This is a genomic window from Aeromicrobium sp. Leaf245, from assembly GCF_942548115.1.
In the GTDB taxonomy this organism is placed as follows: Bacteria; Actinomycetota; Actinomycetes; order Propionibacteriales; family Nocardioidaceae; genus Aeromicrobium.
The window spans coordinates 1,106,520-1,125,151 of sequence record NZ_OW824151.1 but is presented as its reverse complement, the minus strand read 5'-3'; the positions used below and the strand labels follow the sequence as shown (position 1 = coordinate 1,125,151).

Sequence of the window (18,632 nt, the reverse complement as noted above, 5' to 3'; positions counted from 1 at the left end):
GCCGGAGGAGCCGGCTCAGACCTTCTGGATCTGGGTGAAGCTCAGCTCGACCGGGGTCTCGCGACCGAAGATCTCGACGAGGGCCTTGACCCTCTGCGCGTCGAGGTTGATCTCCGTGATCGTCGCGTGGAGCGTGGCGAACGGACCGTCGACGACCATGACGGAGTCACCCGTCGTGAAGTCGGCGAACTCGACCTTGGGGGACGATGCGGTCTGCTGCTGCTCGGGGGCGTCGGCCGCCTGCTGGGCGACCTCGGCCTCCACCGCCGGGGCGAGCATCTGCTCGACCTCGGCGAGGCTGAGGGGCACCGGCTGGTGGGAGTTGCCCACGAAGCCGGTGACCGACGGGGTGTGGCGCACGACGCCCCACGACTCGTCGGTGAGGTCCATGCGGACCAGGACGTAGCCGGGGAGCACGGTGCGCTTGACGAGCTTGCGCTGCCCGTTCTTGATCTCGGCGACCTCCTCGGTGGGGACGACGATCTCGAAGATGTAGTCCTCGGCGTTGAGCGAGGTGATGCGGTTCTCGAGGTTCGCCTTCACACGCTTCTCCATGCCGGAGTAGGTGTGCACGACGTACCAGTCGCCGAACTGGCTGTAGAGCCGCTCGCGGAACTCCGCGAGCGCGTCGACGGGGGCGTCCTCGCCGGCCTCTTCACCGTCACCGGCCTCGTCGGCAGGGACGTCGGCGTCGAGCTCGGCGTCGAGCTCGGCGTCGACCTCGGCCTCGGCGGCCTGGTCGGCGTCGACGGTCTCGTCGGCGCCCTCGGGCACGTCCTCGACCTCGGGGGCCTCGTCGATCGACGCGGCGGACTCGTCCGACGCCTCGACGTCGGAGAGCTCCTCGACCTCGACGTTGCTCGTCTCGGGGGACTGTTCAGTCACTGGTTTCCTCTGCAGTTCACGCGAACACGGCGAACATCGCCTTGCCGAACCCGTAGTCCAGGCCGGCGACGAACGCCATCATGATCAGGACGAAGACGAGCACGACGAAGAAGTAGTTGACGACCTGCGGCCGCGTGGGCCACACGACCTTCCGCAGCTCCGCGACGACCTGCCGGTAGAAGGTCAACGGCGACGTGCGCCGTTCCTTCGTGGCCGACGTCTCGTGGCGATCGCTCACGGTGTCCCCTTCGTTGGTCGTGCTGGTCTGGATGGTGCGATGTGGTGATGGTGCTGGCACGGCACGAGGGACTTGAACCCCCAACCTTCGGTTTTGGAGACCGATGCTCTGCCAGTTGAGCTAGTGCCGTCCACCGGCGCTTCTGCCCGTCTCCCCCGTCCTGCGTGCAGGACACGAGGGCATGACGAAACAGAGTGAGATCTCACCGGTCCGTCCAGTGTAAGGGGTGCGCACCGGCCGAGTCGAACCGACCGCCGGCGCCCTCTGCCGCCTGCGGCCCGGCACCCCCGCTGCGCCGTCTGCCGCCGGCGGCCCGGCACCCCGCCGTACCGTCTGCCGCCCACGGCCCGGCAACCCCGCCGCGCCGTCTGCCGCCTGCGGCCCGGCACCCCGCCGTACCGTCCGCCGCCCACGGCCCGGCACCCCCGCCGGGCGGCGTGAACTCAATGTGCACGACTCGCGGGTAACCGGTCCGGTCCCGTAGAACAGAGGATCGTGAGCCATTCCACGACCGAAAGTGCCGTCGGCGCGTCCCCCGCCCCGAACGTGTCCCACTCCATCACGGTGCGCCTCGAGGTGCCGGCCGGCGGCACCGCCGTGAGCCACCTGACGACCACGGTGGAGTCCAGCGGGGGCATCGTGACCGCGCTCGACGTGGCCGCGTCGCGCGCCGACGCCCTGCGCATCGACCTGACCATCGCCGCCGGCGACACCGCCCACGCCGACCGCATCGTCGAGGGGCTGCGGGCGATCCCCGACGTCGCCGTCAAGAAGGTCTCCGACCGCACCTTCCTCATGCACCTCGGCGGGGTCATCGAGACCGCGTCCAAGCACGCGCTGCGCAACCGCGACGACCTCTCGATGGTCTACACCCCCGGCGTCGCCCGCATCTGCCAGGCGATCGCGGCCGACCGCGAGGACGCGCGGCGCCTGACCATCAAGCGCAACAGCGTGGCCGTGGTCACCGACGGCTCGGCCGTGCTCGGACTCGGCAACATCGGCCCGCACGCAGCCCTGCCGGTCATGGAGGGCAAGGCCGCCCTGTTCAAGACCTTCGGCGGCATCGACGCCTGGCCGCTGTGCCTGGACACCCAGGACGTGGACCAGATCGTCGAGACCGTCGCCGCCGTGGCCCCCGGGTTCGCCGGCATCAACCTCGAGGACATCTCGGCGCCGCGGTGCTTCGAGATCGAGGCACGCCTGCGCGAGCGGCTCGACATCCCCGTCTTCCACGACGACCAGCACGGCACCGCCATCGTGGTGCTGGCCGCGCTGCGCAACGCCCTGCGCGTGGTCGAGAAGTCGCTCGAGGACGTGCGCGTGGTGCTGGTGGGTGCCGGCGCCGCCGGCACCGCGATCCTGCGGCTGCTCCTCGGGGCAGGCCTGCGCGACGTGGTCGTGTGCGACGTCGACGGCATCGTCTCCACGGAGCGCGGCGACACCGACCCCACGCTCGCCTGGATCGGGGAGAACACCAACCCGCGTGGCGTCTCGGGCACCCTGAAGGACGCTCTCGTCGACGCCGACGTGTTCATCGGCGTCAGCGCGCCACGCCTGCTCGGTGCCGCCGACGTCGCCACGATGGCCGACGACGCCGTGGTGTTCGCCCTCGCCAACCCGGACCCGGAGATCGACCCGGCCCTCGCCCGCGAGCACGCGCGCGTGGTGGCCACCGGTCGGTCGGACTACCCGAACCAGATCAACAACGTGCTGGCGTTCCCGGGGATCTTCCGCGGACTGCTCGACGCGCACAGCCACGGCATCGACGTGCCGGTGCTCCTGGCGGCGGCCGAAGCCATCGCGGCGTGCGTCGAGGACGACGAGCTCAACGCCGACTACATCGTGCCGAGCGTCTTCCACCCGGAGGTCCACCACCGCGTGGCCGACGCGGTCGAGCGTGCCGCCCGCGCCTCGCAGTAGCCGCGGCCTTTACCCGGCGCACGCGCGACGCACCCGGCGGTGGACGGGCGCGGGGTCGGCACCGGCCGATACGGTGACGCCATGAGCGTCGCCCAGCCCGCCCCGTCCCCCGGCCGCTCGCTGCGGGTCCTCGCGCTCACGTTGGGCACCTCGCCCCTCATCGTGCTGGTCGCGATCCTGTTCGTGCTGCCTCCCGACCAGGGTGAGCTCTCGGTGGTCGGCGCGGCCGCCGCCCTCGGTGCCGTGGTCCTCGGCTTCCTCGCCGCGCAGACGATCGGCTACCGCGTGGCCGCACTGGAGCCCGGGCTCGACGAGGCCGCCGCCCGGCGCGCCTCGGTGCAGGCGTTCCAGACCACGATGATCCTGCGCTTCGTCCTGACGGAGGCCCCGCTGATCGCCGCGCTGGCGCTGTCGTTCGTCCTCGACGAGGGGCCGTGGCCGTTCGTCCTCGCCGTCGTCGTCGGGGTGCCCTCCATGCTGTTCCACGTGCTGGTGCGTCCTCGCACGATCGAGCGGGTCCGGGCCGGGCTCGAGGCCCGCGGGGCCCGCTCGTACGTGGCGGAGGCCCTCACCCCGTGAGGTCCGTCGCCACGCTGCCCAAGGCGCACCTGCACCTGCACTTCACCGGGTCGATGCGCCACACGACCCTGGTGGAGCTCGCCGAGCGCGACGGCATCCGGCTGCCGCCGGCCCTCGTCGAGGAGTGGCCGCCCCAGCTCGTGGCCACGGACGAGAAGGGCTGGTTCCGGTTCCAGCGGCTGTACGACGTGGCCCGCTCGGTCCTGCGCACGGAGGACGACGTGCGGCGCCTGGTCCTGGAGGCGGCCGAGGACGACGCCCGCGACGGTGCGGTGTGGACCGAGATCCAGGTCGACCCGTCGGGCTACGGCGCCCGGTTCGGTGGCATCACCGCCTTCACCGACCTCGTGATCGACGCCGCCCGTGACGCCGGAGAGCGCGTGGGCACCGGCATGGCGGTCGTGGTGGCCGCGAACCGCACCCGCCACCCCCTCGACGCCCGCACGCTGGCGCGCCTCGCCGGGCAGTACGCCGGACGCGGCGTGGTCGGCTTCGGGCTCTCGAACGACGAGCGGCGGGGCGACACGGCCGCCTTCGCCCCGGCCTTCGCGATCGCCGAGCGGGCCGGGCTCTCGCTCGTGCCCCACGGCGGTGAGCTGCGCGGCCCGGCCCACGTGGCGCAGTGCCTCGACCACCTGCACCCCACCCGCCTGGGCCACGGCGTGCGCTCGAGCGAGGACCCGGCGGTGCTCGAGCGGGTCGCCGAGGCCGGCGTGGCCCTCGAGGTGTGCCCCACCTCAAACGTGGCGCTCGGCGTGTACGCCACGCTCGAGGAGGTGCCGGTGCGCACCCTCGTCGAGGCCGGCGTCGACGTCGCGCTCGGCGCCGACGACCCGTTGCTCTTCGGCTCGCGGCTGGCCGGTCAGTACAACGTGCTGCGGGCCGCGCAGGACTTCAGCGACGACGAGCTGGCCGACCTCGCCGCGATGTCGCTGCGCCGCTCGCACGCCCCCGACGACCTCAAGGCTGCGGCCCTGGCCGACGTCGACCGGTGGCGGACGTCGTGAGCGGCATCGACGTGCCGGACCTCGACCACCCCGCGCCCACCGTCCACCCCGGCGCGGACCGGGCCTACGTGCTGGGCCTGCTGTCCCTCGTCGGGGCCGTGTTCGTGCTGCCCGCCCTGCTCGGCCCGTACGTCTGGCACCTGGGGGTCTCGACGCGTCGCGAGATCGACCGTGATCCTGCACGGTGGGTCGGCCGCCGACAGGCCACGGCCGGCATGGTCCTCGGCGCGCTCGCCACGGCACTGGTCGTCGTCGGCCTGCTCGTCCTGGTGGGCTTCGCCGTACGGGCCCACCTGCAGCTCTCCGCGGACACGGGGTACTGAGGCCCTCGCCCGAACCGTTCGTCCGCGAGGCCGGCTCAGAGGGTGCAGCCGACGAGCACGGGTTCCGGCACGAGGGTGATGCCGAAGGCGTCGCGCACGCCGTCGCGCACCTCCCGGGCCAGGGCGAGCAGGTCCTCGCCCGTGGCGTCGCCGCGGTTCGTGAGGGCCAGGGTGTGCTTGGAGGAGACCGCGGCCCGCCCACCGGCCACCGTGTGACCGCGCTCGAACCCGGCGGCCTGGATGAGCCATGCCGCGCTCGTCTTGACGGTTCCGTCGGCCTGCGGGAACCGCGGGGCCCCCTCGGGCAGACGCCCGGCCGCGTCGGCGTCGAGGACGGGGTTGGTGAAGAACGACCCCGCGCTCCACGTGTCGTGGTCGTCGGCGTCGAGCACCATGCCCTTCGCGGCCCGCAGCCCGAGCACCGCCCCACGGACGTCGGCCAGGGGGGCGCGGTCGCCCACGTCGACGCCCAGGCGGGTGGCCAGCTCGGCGTACGCGACGGGCGCGGACAGGTCGCCCAGACGCAGCTGGAACGCCACGGCGAGCACCACGAACCGGCCGGGCTCGGCCTTGAAGCGGCTGTGCCGGTAGCCGAACCCGCAGTCCACGGCGAACAGGGTGCGCACCCGCTGCTCGGCGCGGTCGTAGACCCGCACCGAGGCGATGGTCTGCGCGACCTCCTGGCCGTAGGCACCGACGTTCTGGATGGGCGTGGCCCCCACGGACCCGGGGATGCCCGACAGCGCCTCCAGCCCGACCCAGCCGGACTCGACGGCCACCGCGACGAGCGCGTCCCACGACTCCCCCGCCTGCACGGTGACCATGGCGCCGCTGCAGGCGTCGGCGTCGACCTGGCGCCCCGTCGTGCGCACGAGCACGACGGTCCCCTCGAAGCCGGCGTCGCCGACCACGAGGTTGCTCCCGCCCGCGACCAGCAGGAGCGGGACGCCGGCGTCGTCGGCCGTCCGCACCGCGTCGACGAGCTCCTGCTCGGTGGTGGCCTCGACGACGTCGCGCGCCGGCCCCCCGAGGCGCAGGGTGGTCAGCTGCGCGAGATCCATGCGTCGAGCCTAGGACCCGCTCCCACGGTCAGGGGAAGGAGGTGACGCACCGGACCAGGACGCACGAGACCCCCGGCCGTGCGGCCGGGGGTCTCGTGACGGTGGTGCGGGAGGCTCAGCGCGTCTCGCGGTGGACCTGGTGGGTCTTGCAGCGCGGGCAGAACTTCTTGAGGTCGAGACGATCGGGATCGTTGCGACGGTTCTTCTTGGTGATGTAGTTGCGCTCCTTGCACTCGGTGCAAGCCAAGGTGATCTTGGGTCGAACGTCGGAGCTCTTGCTCGCCACTGGTCTGCCTCTTCTGGTCTGGGGGTGATGCCGTGCACGTGCGGTCTTCGGTAGCTGGGGCGGGACTCGAACCCGCGACACCACGATTATGAGTCGTGTGCTCTAACCACCTGAGCTACCCAGCCGCGAGGGGACGAGTCTCCCCGTCTCTCAGAGCCCCTTTACGGAATCGAACCGTAGACCTTTTCCTTACCATGGAAACGCTCTGCCGACTGAGCTAAAGGGGCAAGCCGACAGCCAACAGTACCCAATGGTCGGCGCAGGACGAAATCGGGGGGTCCCCCTTCTCCGCCGACGTCGCTCAGAGCCTGGAAGCGCGGGCCAGACGGGCCGGCCACAGCGGCCCGCCGTAGACGAATCCGGTGTACGCCTGCACCAGGTCCGCACCCGCGTCGAGGCGGTCGCGGACGTCCTGCGGCGTGGTCACGCCGCCGACGCCGACCAGGGCCAGCCGGTCGCCCACACGTCCCCTCAGGCGGCGCAGCACCTCCGTGGACCGGTCGGCGAGCACCGGCCCGGAGAGGCCCCCGGCACCCGCGGCGTCGACCGTCGCCCGGGGCGTGCGCAACGAGTCCGGGCGCGCGATCGTCGTGTTGGTGGCGCTGATGCCGTCCAGCCCTAGCTCGAGAGCCAGGTCGGCCACCGCGTCGACGTCGGCGTCGGCGAGGTCCGGCGCGATCTTGACCACCAGAGGAACGCCCTCTCGGGCGGTGACGTCGCCCACGGCCTCGAGGATGGGCCGGAGCGAGTCGACGGCCTGCAGGTCGCGCAGGCCCGGGGTGTTCGGGCTCGAGACGTTGACCACGAGGTAGCTCGCGTAGGGGGCGAGCAGGCGGGCGCTCTCCACGTAGTCGGCCACGGCCTCGGCCGCCGGCACGACCTTCGTCTTGCCGATGTTGACGCCGATCACCGCGTCGGCACCCGCACGGGTGCGGCGCAGCCGGTGCAGGCGGGACGCCACCACGGCCGCACCGTCGTTGTTGAACCCCATCCGGTTCACGATCGCCTCGTCCTCGAGCAGCCGGAACAGGCGCGGCCGTGGGTTCCCCGGCTGCGGGCGCGCCGTGACCGTCCCGACCTCGACGTGCCCGAAGCCCAGCCCCAGCAGGCCCGGGACGGCGCGGGCGTTCTTGTCGAAGCCCGCCGCCAGCCCGAACGCGTTCGGGAACTCCACCCCCATCACGGTGCGGGGCGCCGGGGGCACCGACGTCAGCGGAGCGGCGAGGCGACCCCCGAGCCGGATCGCCCGGAACGCCTGCTCGTGCGCGACCTCGGGGTCCATGCGGGCGAAGACCGTCGAGAACAGCGCGTCGTAGGCCACGGCCGCCAGCCTAGTCCGGGCCGATCACGCCCATCGCGGCGACGCTGCCGTGGCCCGGGGTGCCGGCCCCGCCCGCCCTGTTGCCGAGCGGGACCGGCACCTACTGGGACGGAGCAGGACCCCGGTCATGACGCGGGACCGGGCACCTCGTCGAGGTGCGGCGCTCAGCCGACCGTGCGGATGAGCTTCTTGTTGACGAACTCGTCCATGCCGAAGCGTCCGAGCTCGCGGCCGAACCCGGACCGCTTGACGCCGCCGAAGGGCAGCTCGGCACCCTCGGCGCCGACGCCGTTGACGAAGACCATGCCGGCCTCGATGCGGTCGGCCACCCGCTGGGCCTGGTCGGCGTCGTCGGTGAACACGTAGGAGCCGAGACCGAACGGGGTGTCGTTCGCGAGCTCCACGGCCTCCTCCTCCGACCCGACCTTGAACACGATGCCCACCGGGCCGAACAGCTCCTCGTGGAAGGCGTCGTCACCGGGCTTCACGCCCGTGAGCACGCCGGGCGGGAAGTGGGCGCCGTCGCGCTCCCCCGCGCTCTCCAGGTGCGCGCCCTGCTCGACGGCACGCTCCACCTGGTCGGCCAGCCGCTCGGCCGCGGCGACGGACGACAGCGGCGCGATGCCCTCGGCGGCCGCGAGCATCTTGGCGGTGAACTTCTCGACGAACGAGTCGTAGAGGTCCTCGACGACGATGAACCGCTTGCCCGCGTTGCAGGCCTGGCCGGTGTTGTCGAGCCGCGCCGCCACGGCCTTGTCGACCGTGTCGTCGAGGTCGGAGCTGCCCAGCACCACGAACGGGTCGGACCCGCCGAGCTCGAGGACGACCTTCTTGAGGTGGCGACCAGCGATCTCGGCCACGGCCGCACCGGCGCGCTCGGACCCGGTGAGCGAGACGCCCTGGACCCGCGGGTCGGCGATGACGTCGGCGACCTGCTCGTTCGTGGCGTAGACGTTGACGTAGGCACCCTCGGGGAAGCCGGCGTCGAGGAAGATCCGCTCGAGCGCCGCGGCGGACTCGGGGCACTGCGGTGCGTGCTTGAGGACGATGGTGTTGCCGGTCGCGAGGTTGGGGCCCGCGAAGCGTGCGATCTGGTAGTACGGGAAGTTCCACGGCATGATGCCGAGCAGCACGCCCACGGCCGTGCGCTTCACGACGGCCGATCCCTCGCCCTCGAGCAGCTCGAGCGGCTCGTCGGCCATGAACGCCGCGGCGTTGTCGGCGTAGAAGTCGTAGATGGCGGTGCAGAAGTCGACCTCGCCCAGGCACTCCTCGAGCGGCTTGCCCATCTCGCGCTGGATGATGGCGGCCAGCTCGTTGCGACGCTCGTGGTGCAGCGCGCCGACGCGGCGCACCAGCTCGGCCCGCTCGGCCACGGTGGAGGACCGCGACCACGTGCGGAACGCCTCGTCCGCGGCCGTGACCGCGTTCTCGACGTCGGCGTCGCTGGCGGTGGGGTACTCCTGGACGACCTCGCCGGTGGCGGGGTTCGTGACGGCGTAGAGGCTCATCGGGGGCTCCTTCGATCAGGGGCGGAGGGTGGTGGCTGGTCGTGAGGTCGGGAGTCCGACGTTACGCGGTGCGCGGGTCCTCGGCCCGGCGACGAGCGGCGGCACGGGTGCGCCGCTCATCGAACCGTCTCCGCCTCGCCGGCGATGCGCTGCGCGATCCAGATCGGCACCACGGAGACGACGATCAGCACCACGGCCACGACCGCGACCACCGGCGCCTGGTTGGGACGGAACAGGTTGTTGAGGATCCAGATCGGCAGGGTCGTGGTGCCGGGCCCGGCCGTGAAGGTGGTCACGATGATCTCGTCGAAGCTCAGCGCGAAGGCGAGGAGACCACCGGCGAGCAGCGCCGAGCGCAGCTGCGGGAACGTGACGAGTCGGAACGTCGTCCAGAGGCCCGCGCCCAAGTCGGCCGAGGCCTCCTCCAGGTTGCCGCCCATGCGGCGCAGCCGGGCGATGACGTTGTTGAACACCGTGACGATGCAGAAGGTGGCGTGCGCGACGATCAGCGTGGCCACGCCCAGCTCGATGGCCAGGATCCCGCGGAAGGCGTTGTTCAGCGCCACGCCGGTGACGATGCCGGGCAGGGCGATCGGCAGGATCACGAGCAGGTTCACCGTGTTGCGCCCGAAGAACGCGAACCGCTGCAGCGCGAAGGCCATGAGCGTGCCGAGCAGCAGCGCCACGGCGGTCGAGGCGAGCGCCACCTGCACGCTCGTGAGCACCGCGTCGCGGGCGCCCGCGCTGTGGAACGCGCGCACCCACCACTGGGTGGTGAACCCCTCGGGCGGCCACGTCATCGACGGGTCGGGGTTGAAGGAGTTGGCCACCACGACCAGCAGCGGCGCGTACATGAGCACCAGCACGAGGCCGGTGACGCCGAGCAGCAGACGTCGCGCGAGAGGACTGAGGGTCACGACGCGCTCCTAGAGGGTGTCCAGGGCGCCCGTGCGGCGGACCGCCGCGAGGTACCCGAGCATGACGACGATGGGGATGAGGGCGATCGCGGCGGCGAGCGGCAGGTTGTTGGCCGCGCCGACGTTCGTGTAGACGAGGTTGCCGAGCATCTGGTTGGCACCGCCCACGATGTTGACGCTGATGTAGTCGCCCAGCGTGAGGGAGAAGCTGAAGATCGAGCCCGCGGCGACCGAGGGCAGCAGCAGCGGCATCACGACGGTCCGGACGGTGGTGCCCGCCGACGCGCCGAGGTCGCCCGCAGCCTCGAGCATCGAGTCGGGGACGCGCTCCATGCCGGCGAAGATCGGCAGGATCACGTACGGCAGCCAGATGTAGGCCTGCGTGAGCACGACGGCGGTCAGCCCGTAGCCGGGCGTCTGGCCGCCGAACGGGTTCAGCACCCAGTCGACGAGCCCGCCCTCGCTGAGCAGCGACCGCCAGGCGAACGCCTTGACGAGGTAGCTCGCCCACAGCGGCGTGAGGACCGCGACCACCAGCAGACGCCGGGCACGCGGCGACGCGACCTTGGCCATGTAGAAGGCGATCGGCAGCGCGATCGCGACGTCGACGACCGTCACCAGCGCCGCGACACCGAGCGTGCGCAGCGTGACCGTGCGGTAGAGCGAGTTGGTGACGACCTCGCGCAGGTTGTCGAGGGTGAGGCCGCGGTCGATCTCACCGGTGAAGCTGTCGACCGACCACAGCGCCGTCACGAGCAGCGCCGAGAGCGCCACCACGTAGACGAGCACGAGCCACGTCAGCGGCGCGGTCAGGAACAGCCCGAGCCTCAGCCGCGGCCGCGTGGCGAGGAAGGAGGAGGCCCGGCGGGTGGCCGCCCCGGTCCCGGACAGGGACGGGACGGCCACCTCGGACGTGGTCGACTGGGTCACGTCAGCCCTTGATCTCGGTCCAGGCCTTGGTCCAGTCCGAGTAGTCGGTGCACTCGACGTCCGTGCGGCCGTCGAGGCACTCGGCGATCGGCGTGCGCCAGTACCAGATCTTGTCCGAGTAGGCCTTGTCGCCGGCGTGGTACGTCTCGCAGAAGCCCTCGCTCGCGAAGTCGCACGCCTCCTCGCTGTTCGGCGACTCGCCGAAGTACTCGGTGGCCTGCGCGTTGGTCTTCGGGTCCTCGATGTGGTCGAGCCACTTGTAGGCGCAGTTGGGGTTCTTGGCCTTGGCGGCGATCATCCAGGTGTCGTTCCAGCCCGTGACGCCCTCCTTCGGCACCGTGACCTTCACGTTGTCCTGGTCGATCGTGTTCGCGATGACCTGCCAGGTGGTGCCCACCACGGAGTCGCCGGTCTTGAAGGCCGAGGCCTCCTTGAGGTAGTCCGACCAGTACTCGCCGACGTTGGTGCGCTGGCCCTTGAGCAGGTCGACCGCGGCGGCCAGCTGCTTCTCGTCGAGGGCGTAGGGGTTCTCGATCTTCAGCTCCGGCTGCGTCGACATGAGGTACATGGCGGCGTCGGCGATGTAGATCGGCGAGTCGTAGGCCGTGACCTTGCCCTTGTACTGCGAGGACTTGTCGAACACGACGTCCCACGACGTCGGCTCGTCCTTCACGACGTCGGCGTTGTACATGAGCAGGTTGGCGCCGTAGCCGTGCGGGACGCCGTAGTTCTTGCCGTCGACGGTGTTCCACTCCTGGTCCTTCAGGAAGTCGAAGACCTTCTCGTAGTTCGGCACCAGGTCGGTGTTGACCTCGGCGGCCGCCTTGGCGGCGATCATGCGCAGCGTGAGGTCGCCGGACGCGGCGACGACGTCGTAGTCGCCGGACTTGGCGAGGTTGAACGCCTCGTCGGACGTGCCGTAGACCTTGCTCGTGACCTTGCAGCCGGTCTCCTCCTCGAAGGAGGTGACCCAGTCGGCGTCGGGGTCGTTGCTGCCGTCCTCGACGTAGCCGGGCCACGCCAGGATCGAGACCTGGCCCTCGGTCTTGCCGAGCTTCGTGGGTGCACCCGTGGCGGCGTCGTCGTCGGAGCCCCCGCCACAGGCGGCGAGAGCGAGGCTGCAGGTGACGGCGGCGGCGATGGCGCCGACGCGGCCTCTCCTGGTCGTGGGGATCATCTCGGATTCCGTTCTCTTCTGTGGGTGTGGTGGGGGGATCAGGTGAGCGTCACGAGGTCGTCGTGGCGCCACGAGGCGACGACGGCGTCGCCCCGCTCGACCGCCGCCAGGGCGGTGGAGGGCTCGAGGACGACCAGGCGGGCGCCCTGCTCGGTGTCGACGACGACGCGCCGACCGATGCCGAGGTAGATGGTCTCGGCGACGACGCCGCGGACGCTGTCGCGACCGTCGACCGGGTCGCTGGCGATGCCGGAGGCCGCGAGGTGGATCTTCTCCGGCCGCAGCGCGTAGCGACCCTCCCGTCCGAGGACGGTGCGCGAGGCGTCGGGGTCGAAGAGGTTCGACGTGCCGACGAACGACGCGACGTACTCGTCGACCGGGGTCTCGTAGACGTCCCGGGGGCTGCCCAGCTGCACGATCCGCCCCTCGTTGAAGACGGCGACGCGGTCGCTGAGCGTGAGCGCCTCCTCCTGGTCGTGGGTGACGAAGACGAAGGTGATGCCGAGCTCGCGCTGCAGCTGCTTGAGCTCCACCTGCATCTGCTCGCGCAGCTTGAGGTCGAGGGCGCCGAGGGGCTCGTCGAGCAGGAGCACCTTCGGGCGGACCACGACGGCCCGGGCCAGGGCCACACGTTGGCGCTGGCCGCCCGAGAGCTGCGTGGGGCGACGGTCGGCCACGTGCTGCAGGCGCACCGTCTCGAGGGCCTCGAGCGCACGGGACCGGCGCTCGCGGCGGTCGACACCGCGCACCCGCAGTCCGTAGGCCACGTTCTCGAGCACGCTCATGTGCGGGAACAGCGCATAGTCCTGGAACACGGTGTTGACGTCGCGCTCGAAGGGTGCCGAGCCGGTGACGTCGCGGCCCCCGAGCTCGATCGAGCCCGCGGTCGGCTGCTCGAAGCCGGCCACGAGACGCAGCACCGTGGTCTTGCCGGACCCCGACGGACCCAGCATCGAGAAGAACTCGCCGTCGGCGATCTCCAGGTCCACGCCGTCGACGGCCCGGACCTCGCCGAAGTGCTTCTGCAGGCCGCTCAGTCGGATCGCGGGGGTGGCGCCGGTGCCGGTCATCGGGCTCCTTCGACGGATTCTCCCCGTCCGTCCTGACGGTCGGGAGGAGTGGTGCGGATCACCTTCCGCCGCAAAACATATGGTCTTGGATGTTAAATGTCCACACCTTCGTGTCACGATCCGGTAAACATGTGCGCACCGGCAGCCCGGCCGGTCCGAGGACACGAGGAGATCCATGGCCGCCGTCCGTCGACGCTCGACCCGGGCGCGGACCGCCGTGTTCGCGCCGATCGGCGAGCTCGGCCGCGCGGTCCGCGTGGAGCAGCGTCTGGCGCAGGCGATCCGCTCGGGGATCCTCGAGGACGGGGAGCGACTGCCCAGCGAGTCCGAGCTGGCGAGCATGCTCGGCGTCGCCACGGTCACGGCGCGCGAGGCGCTCGTGTCGCTGCGCGCGCAGGGGCTCGTCACCACCACGCGCGGGCGCGGCGGCGGCTCGTTCGTCACCCGCCCCGTCGGCGCGACCGACGACGTCCTCGAGCGTCGCGTGGCTGCCATGACGCGCGTCGACATCGCCGACCACGGCATCCACTACGCGACCGTGCTGAGCGGGTGCGCCGAGCTGGCCGCCGAGCGGGCCAACGTCGAGGAGGTCGAGGACCTGCGGGCGATCCTGCCCCCCGACGACACCGACGACGCGGCCACGTGGCGCCACGTCGACACCGAGCTCAACCTCGCCGTGGCGGCGCTCTCGCACTCGGCCCACCTGGCCCGCGACGTGATGCGCCTGGAGATGGAGTTCGGTGGGCTCCTGCGGCTCGGGTTCGGGCACGCGGACCAGCAGTCCGCCCTGCGCGACCACCACGGTGCCCTGCTCGCCGCCATCGCGAGCCACGACGGGAACGAGGCCCGACGCGTGGTGCGCGCCCGGGTGCGACGTCTGCTCGGCGAGCTCGCCGAGCTCCACGCGAGGATCAGGTGAGTCCGATGTCCCAACCCCCGAACGCCTCCGCCCCGGGTCCCGGCACCGAGGTGCCCCCTCAGGTCGCGGCCTGCGTGCAGGCCGTCGAGGACCTGTTCCACCCGCTGCTGGTGACGCTGCGCGAGAGCGGCGAGGCCCTGGCCCCCCTCTTCGACGGCCCCGTCGACGCCGCGCGGGTGCTCACCGCGTCGCGCCCCCACGCCCTCGAGGTGCTCGCCGACCCGCACACCGTGGGCGCGGGCTTCGTCGTGTCACCGGGGATCCTCACCGACGAGACCTACCTGCTCGCGTGGTGGCAGGGCGACGACCAGGGGCTCATCCCCGACTCCATCGCCCTCGTGCAGTCGACGGACTACAGCCGCCAGGAGTGGTTCCGCACCCCGCAGCGCACCCACGCGTCGCACGTGACCGGCCCCTACATCGACTACGTGTGCACCGACGAGTTCATGCTCACCTCGACGGTCCCGGTGGAGCGGGACGGACGCATGCTCGGGGTCATGGGGGCGGACGTGCTGGCCGAGACCGTCGAGCGGACGCTGCTCGAGGTCTTCCGCGCCGCCGACGCGACGCTCGTGAACGACCACGACCGCGTGGTCCTGTCCTCGCACGTGCACCTGTTCGCCGGCGAGCCGGTCGACCGCGGCGACTTCACGGCCCAGGTACCGTGCCCGGGACTGCCCTTCACGGTGCTGGTCTGACCCAGCAGGGCACCGGGCACTGGGATCAGGCGGGACCCGCGCCCGGGTAGGCGTCCACGACGAAGGTCCGCAACCGGTCGGCCAGGGCCGCGAGCGTCTCCTGCGCGGGATGGGTCGAGGACCAGGCCACGAACAGCCGGACCGTGAGGTCGGCTCCCCCGGCCCGGACACGCACCCCGTGCAGGCCGTACCGGCTGTCGTCGGAGACCACCGCCACGCCGCGACCAGCGGCGGCGAGCGCCTGCGCCACGGTGCCGCTGCTCGCCTCCACGAGCGACGCCGGCCAGCGCTGCTCGCGCTCGACCACCGCGTCGAGCACCTGCCGGGCGGCGAACGTCCGGGGCACGGTGACCACGACCTGCTCGAGCAGCTCGGCGAGCCCGACCCTTTCGCGGTCGCCCCATGGGTGGTCGGCCGGCACGAACGCCCACACCGGCAGCTCCGGAAGCGCGGCCGAGCGCAGCGGTCGGCGCGGGCGGCGGGTGGTCACCACGAGGTCGGCACCCCGACGCAGCGCCTCGTCCACGTCGAGCGGATCGGTCTCGACCACCGACGGGGTCGGGTCGTCGGGGGCCAGGCTGGCGAGGAAGGGCGACACGACGTCGGTGAGCGTGGTGGCGGGAGCGGCGATGGTCACGCGGTCCAGACCGCCCTCGGCCCGCACCCGGGCAGCGGTGCGCAGGGCGTCGGCCGAGGCCAGGACGTCGCGGGCCAGTGGCAGCAGGCTGCGACCCGCGGAGGACAGCACCAGCCGCCCGCCGTGCCGCTCGAACAGGTCGACACCCAGGTCGCGCTCGAGCTGGCGGACCTGGCGCGAGAGCGACGGCTGGGTCACCCGCACGCGTTCCGCCGCCGCGCTCACGGTCCCGGCGTCGACCACCGCGACGAAGTAGGTGAGGGTCCGCAGCTCCATCCGCCCACCATATGCCTGTCAGGCATCGACTTGATCCGATATCGGCATTGGACGGCATGACGTGACCGGCGGGAGACTGGCGTGGTCACCGCGTCCCAGGAGGAACCGATGTCCGTGCGACCGCCCGTCGTCCAGAAGCGCCACCTGGCCACCGAGCTGCCCGGACCGCGCTCGCGCGAGCTGATGGCCCGCAAGCACGCCGCGGTCGCCGCCGGCGTGGGCACGACCATGCCCGTCTTCGCCGTCGAGGCCGGGGGCGGCATCGTCGTGGACGTCGACGGCAACAGCCTCATCGACCTGGGGTCCGGCATCGCCGTGACCACAGTCGGCAACAGTGCGCCGCGCGTCGTGGCGGCCGTGCAGGAGCAGGTCGCCGCGTTCACGCACACGTGCTTCATGGTCACGCCCTACGAGGGCTACGTGGCCGTCGCGGAGACACTCAACCGGCTCACCCCGGGCGACCACGACAAGCGCACCGCCCTGTTCAACTCCGGCGCCGAGGCGGTCGAGAACGCCGTCAAGATCGCCCGCGCCCACACGAAGCGGCAGGCCGTCGTCGTCTTCGACCACGCGTACCACGGCCGCACGAACCTGACGATGGCCATGACCGCGAAGTCGATGCCGTACAAGCACGGCTTCGGACCGTTCGCCTCGGAGGTCTACCGCGCCCCGCTCTCCTACCCGTTCCGCGACGGCGACCTCGACGGGGCGACCGCGGCCGCCCGCGCGCTCGACGTGGTCGAGAAGCAGGTGGGGGCCGCCAACCTGGCCGCGATCGTCATCGAGCCCGTCCAGGGCGAGGGTGGCTTCATCGAGCCGGCGCCGGGCTTCCTCCCCGCGCTGGCCGCGTGGTGCCGCGCGAACGACGTGGTGTTCGTGGCCGACGAGGTGCAGACCGGCTTCGCGCGCACGGGCGACCTGTTCGCCTGCGACCACGAGGGCGTGGTCCCCGACCTGATCGTGACGGCCAAGGGCATCGCCGGCGGCCTGCCGCTGTCGGCGGTGACGGGCCGCGCCGAGATCATGGACGCCGCGCACGTCGCTGGGCTCGGCGGCACCTACGGCGGCAACCCGCTCGCCTGCGCCGCCGCGCTGGCCGCGATCGAGACCATCGAGGCCGAGGGGCTCGTCGAGCGGGCCCGCGAGGTGGGGACGCTCATGACGGAGCGGCTCCGAGCCCTGCAGGCGCGCGACGACCGACTCGGTGACGTGCGCGGCCGTGGCGCGATGATCGCCGTCGAGCTGGTGAAGCCGGGCACGACCGACCCCGACCCCGACCTCGCGAAGACCGTGGCGTCGGCCGCCCACGCCGAGGGCGTCATCGTGCTGACCTGCGGCACCTACGGCAACGTGCTGCGCTTCCTCCCGCCGCTGGCCATCGGTGACGACCTGCTCCACGAGGGGTTGGACGTGCTCGAGGCGGCCTTCGCGGCCGCGCCGCGGTCCGGGCAGACCCGATGAGCGTGCAGGTCACGTCCGCCCACGTCGAGGCCCTCGACCCGACCCGTGGCGTGCTCGTGGGTGGCGTCTGGCGGGCCGGGGGCTCGGGGCACTTCGACGTCGTGGACCCGGCCGACCTCTCGGTCGTCGCCCAGGTGTCCGACGGCGACCTGGGCGACGCCACCGCGGCCGTCGACGCCGCCGCGGACGCGTTCGTGGCGTGGCGTCGCACGTCGCCGCGCCAGCGGTCGGTGGTGCTGCACCGAGCGTTCGAGCTGATGATCCGCGACACCGACCGGCTGGCCGACCTCATCGTCAGCGAGAACGGCAAGTCCGTCACCGACGCGCGCGGCGAGGTCGTCTACGCCGCCGAGTTCTTTCGCTGGTTCGCCGAGGAGGCGGTGCGCCCTCACGGCGACTACGGCTCCTCCCCCGCCGGCGGCACGCGCACGATCGTGACGCACCGACCCGTCGGCGTGGCCGCGCTCGTGACGCCGTGGAACTTCCCGGCCGCGATGGCCACGCGCAAGATCGCGCCGGCCCTCGCAGCCGGCTGCACGGTGGTGCTGAAGCCCGCCGCCGAGACGCCGCTGACGGCCCTGGCCGTCGCCCGTCTGCTGACCGAGGCCGGCGTGCCCGACGGTGTCGTGAACGTGGTGCCGACGACCGACGCCGCCGGGGTCGTGGGCCACTGGCTCGCCGACCCGCGGATCCGCAAGATCTCGTTCACCGGGTCCACCCGCGTCGGCTCGATCCTGTTGGGCCAGGCCGCCGAGCGCGTCGTGAACGCGTCGATGGAGCTGGGCGGCAACGCCCCGTTCGTCGTAGCGGACGACGCCGACGTCGACGCGGCCGTGGCCGGCGCGATGGTCGCGAAGTTCCGCGGTGGCGGCCAGGCCTGCACGGCGGCGAACCGCTTCTACGTGCACGCCGACGTCGTGGACGCCTTCGTCGAGCGCCTCGGCGCCGAGGTCGAGCGGCTGTCGGTCGGTCCGGCACGCGGCGGCGCCACGGTCGGCCCCCTCATCTCCACCACGGCGGTCGAGACCCTGGGCCGCGTGGTGGACGAGGCGGTGCGGGCCGGCGCGCGCGTCAGCCACCGCGCCGAGCTGCCCGACGCACCCGGCCACTTCTTCGCGCCGACGGTCCTCGTGGACGTCCCGGCCGACGCCGCGATCCTCGACCACGAGCTGTTCGGTCCCGTGGCCCCGATCGTCACGTGGCACGACGACGAGGAGCTGCTCCGGCTCGTGAACGCCAGCGAGATGGGCCTGGCCGCGTACGTCTTCTCGCGCGACCTGCAGCGAGCGATCCGGCTCGGGGAGGCGTTCGACGCCGGCATGGTCGGCGTGAACCGCGGCCTCGTCTCCGACCCGTCGGCCCCGTTCGGCGGCGTCAAAGCAGAGCGGTCTGGGCCGCGAGGGCGCCCGCGAGGGC

General features: G+C 72.2%; 18 protein-coding genes, 3 tRNA genes and 1 pseudogene. 8 read left to right on the top strand and 14 right to left on the bottom strand.

What is annotated here, in order from left to right; translation table 11 throughout:
- Window positions 1-15: 15 nt before the first annotated feature.
- The 3 genes from nusG to NBW76_RS05600 form a co-directional block, all read right to left on the bottom strand.
- A complete protein-coding gene (nusG, locus tag NBW76_RS05610; RefSeq protein WP_082482008.1) occupies window positions 16-885 on the bottom strand; it encodes a transcription termination/antitermination protein NusG in 870 nt (289 codons plus the stop codon).
- 16 nt (window positions 886-901) lie between these two features.
- Window positions 902-1,123 carry a preprotein translocase subunit SecE gene (gene secE / locus NBW76_RS05605; RefSeq protein ID WP_055964164.1) on the bottom strand — a complete coding sequence of 74 codons (222 nt, stop codon included), beginning with the start codon at window positions 1,121-1,123 and terminating at the stop codon, window positions 902-904.
- A gap of 54 nt (window positions 1,124-1,177) precedes the next feature.
- Window positions 1,178-1,253, bottom strand: a tRNA-Trp gene (locus NBW76_RS05600).
- Window positions 1,254-1,669: 416 nt separating this feature from the next.
- Between NBW76_RS05600 and NBW76_RS05595 the strand changes: the two genes are divergently transcribed.
- The 4 genes from NBW76_RS05595 (at window position 1,670) to NBW76_RS05580 (ending at window position 4,952) form a co-directional block, all read left to right on the top strand.
- Window positions 1,670-3,043 (top strand): NAD-dependent malic enzyme, encoded by a 1,374-nt coding sequence (locus tag NBW76_RS05595; protein WP_235493042.1) that lies wholly within the window; start codon window positions 1,670-1,672, stop codon window positions 3,041-3,043.
- An 81-nt stretch (window positions 3,044-3,124) separates the two neighbouring features.
- Window positions 3,125-3,622: a hypothetical protein gene (locus NBW76_RS05590; RefSeq protein WP_156364856.1), complete on the top strand. Its 498-nt coding sequence runs from the start codon at window positions 3,125-3,127 to the stop codon at window positions 3,620-3,622.
- Window positions 3,619-4,629, top strand: coding sequence for an adenosine deaminase (locus NBW76_RS05585; RefSeq protein ID WP_082480234.1), 1,011 nt, complete (start codon window positions 3,619-3,621; stop codon window positions 4,627-4,629). Before NBW76_RS05590 ends, NBW76_RS05585 begins: the two co-directional genes overlap by 4 nt.
- Window positions 4,626-4,952 carry a DUF4190 domain-containing protein gene (locus NBW76_RS05580; protein ID WP_156364857.1) on the top strand — a complete coding sequence of 109 codons (327 nt, stop codon included), beginning with the start codon at window positions 4,626-4,628 and terminating at the stop codon, window positions 4,950-4,952. The genes NBW76_RS05585 and NBW76_RS05580 overlap by 4 nt, the downstream gene beginning before the upstream one ends.
- 35 nt (window positions 4,953-4,987) lie before the next feature.
- Here NBW76_RS05580 and NBW76_RS05575 read toward each other — a convergent pair whose 3' ends face one another.
- The 10 genes from NBW76_RS05575 to NBW76_RS05530 all read right to left on the bottom strand — a co-directional run bounded on the left by NBW76_RS05575 (window position 4,988) and on the right by NBW76_RS05530 (window position 13,225).
- The gene (locus tag NBW76_RS05575; RefSeq protein WP_055964152.1) at window positions 4,988-6,013 is read right to left on the bottom strand and encodes a UDP-N-acetylmuramate dehydrogenase; all 1,026 of its coding nucleotides are present in this window, start codon (window positions 6,011-6,013) and stop codon (window positions 4,988-4,990) included.
- 115 nt (window positions 6,014-6,128) lie between these two features.
- Window positions 6,129-6,299 carry a 50S ribosomal protein L33 gene (gene rpmG / locus NBW76_RS05570; RefSeq protein WP_055964149.1) on the bottom strand — a complete coding sequence of 57 codons (171 nt, stop codon included), beginning with the start codon at window positions 6,297-6,299 and terminating at the stop codon, window positions 6,129-6,131.
- Window positions 6,300-6,350: 51 nt separating this feature from the next.
- Window positions 6,351-6,424 (bottom strand) — tRNA-Met (locus NBW76_RS05565).
- A gap of 29 nt (window positions 6,425-6,453) precedes the next feature.
- Window positions 6,454-6,526: transfer RNA gene (locus NBW76_RS05560), tRNA-Thr, on the bottom strand.
- Window positions 6,527-6,600: 74 nt separating this feature from the next.
- Entirely contained in the window at window positions 6,601-7,620 is a 1,020-nt protein-coding gene (locus NBW76_RS05555) for a quinone-dependent dihydroorotate dehydrogenase (protein WP_056555917.1), read from the bottom strand.
- Window positions 7,621-7,784: 164 nt separating this feature from the next.
- Window positions 7,785-9,131, bottom strand: coding sequence for an NAD-dependent succinate-semialdehyde dehydrogenase (locus NBW76_RS05550; protein WP_056555919.1), 1,347 nt, complete (start codon window positions 9,129-9,131; stop codon window positions 7,785-7,787).
- A 116-nt stretch (window positions 9,132-9,247) separates the two neighbouring features.
- Window positions 9,248-10,048, bottom strand: a complete 801-nt coding sequence (locus tag NBW76_RS05545) for an ABC transporter permease (protein ID WP_055964139.1) — start codon at window positions 10,046-10,048, stop codon at window positions 9,248-9,250.
- A 9-nt stretch (window positions 10,049-10,057) separates the two neighbouring features.
- Window positions 10,058-10,978 (bottom strand): ABC transporter permease, encoded by a 921-nt coding sequence (locus NBW76_RS05540; protein ID WP_235493043.1) that lies wholly within the window; start codon window positions 10,976-10,978, stop codon window positions 10,058-10,060.
- 1 nt (window position 10,979) lies between these two features.
- Window positions 10,980-12,155, bottom strand: coding sequence for an extracellular solute-binding protein (locus tag NBW76_RS05535; protein WP_055964136.1), 1,176 nt, complete (start codon window positions 12,153-12,155; stop codon window positions 10,980-10,982).
- 38 nt (window positions 12,156-12,193) lie between these two features.
- Complete coding sequence (locus NBW76_RS05530; RefSeq protein WP_055964133.1) at window positions 12,194-13,225, bottom strand: ABC transporter ATP-binding protein; 1,032 nt, start codon at window positions 13,223-13,225, stop codon at window positions 12,194-12,196.
- A 175-nt stretch (window positions 13,226-13,400) separates the two neighbouring features.
- Between NBW76_RS05530 and NBW76_RS05525 the strand changes: the two genes are divergently transcribed.
- Both NBW76_RS05525 and NBW76_RS05520 read left to right on the top strand, forming a co-directional pair.
- Window positions 13,401-14,144, top strand: a complete 744-nt coding sequence (locus NBW76_RS05525) for a FadR/GntR family transcriptional regulator (RefSeq protein ID WP_055964130.1) — start codon at window positions 13,401-13,403, stop codon at window positions 14,142-14,144.
- A 5-nt stretch (window positions 14,145-14,149) separates the two neighbouring features.
- Complete coding sequence (locus NBW76_RS05520) at window positions 14,150-14,842, top strand: cache domain-containing protein (protein ID WP_056555922.1); 693 nt, start codon at window positions 14,150-14,152, stop codon at window positions 14,840-14,842.
- Window positions 14,843-14,867: 25 nt separating this feature from the next.
- On the opposite strand, the gene NBW76_RS05515 is transcribed toward NBW76_RS05520, so the two are convergent.
- Window positions 14,868-15,755 (bottom strand): LysR family transcriptional regulator, encoded by an 888-nt coding sequence (locus tag NBW76_RS05515; protein ID WP_056555925.1) that lies wholly within the window; start codon window positions 15,753-15,755, stop codon window positions 14,868-14,870.
- Between the two features lie 108 nt (window positions 15,756-15,863).
- On the opposite strand from NBW76_RS05515, the gene gabT reads away from it, so the two are divergent.
- Window positions 15,864-17,216, top strand: a complete 1,353-nt coding sequence (gene gabT / locus NBW76_RS05510) for a 4-aminobutyrate--2-oxoglutarate transaminase (protein WP_056555928.1) — start codon at window positions 15,864-15,866, stop codon at window positions 17,214-17,216.
- Window positions 17,213-18,550: pseudogene (locus NBW76_RS05505) on the top strand (aldehyde dehydrogenase family protein); the annotation flags it as partial. The gene gabT and the pseudogene NBW76_RS05505, both read left to right, overlap by 4 nt.
- Window positions 18,551-18,632: the final 82 nt, after the last annotated feature.